The sequence below is a fragment of the Parazoarcus communis SWub3 = DSM 12120 genome, assembly GCF_003226565.1.
Taxonomy (GTDB): Bacteria; Pseudomonadota; Gammaproteobacteria; order Burkholderiales; family Rhodocyclaceae; genus Parazoarcus; species Parazoarcus communis.
This window is the reverse complement of sequence record NZ_QKOE01000193.1, coordinates 1-255: the sequence shown is the minus strand read 5'-3', so window position 1 is coordinate 255 and position 255 is coordinate 1. Positions and strand designations below refer to the sequence as shown.

The following is a 255-nucleotide window of genomic DNA, read 5'->3' as shown; positions in this document are numbered from 1 at the left end:
CGCGAGCACCCGCTCGAAGGTGTCGGGCGAGGCCACGCCGTAGTCCAGCCGCAGGAAACCCCGCAGCCACGGCAGCTTGGCGCGCCCCCACTGCGAGATCTCCTCGAAGTCGTCCGCACCGCTGAGCCCCGCACACACCGCCACAGTGAGCAGTTCGCTCAACCTGTGCCGTGTCTGTTGTGCGTTGCGCCAGTCCTCGAGCCCCTCGAAAACCTCCACCATGTCGGCCAGCTTCCCTATGTCCATCGGTCGCCC

General features: G+C 67.5%; 1 protein-coding gene. It reads right to left on the bottom strand.

Annotation, left to right across the window (positions count from 1 at the left end):
• Positions 1 to 246, bottom strand: a 246-nt coding sequence (locus DNK49_RS23705) for a transposase family protein (RefSeq protein ID WP_133255198.1), incomplete at its 3' end; no start/stop codon positions are given.
• Between the last annotated feature and the right edge of the window lie 9 nt (positions 247 to 255).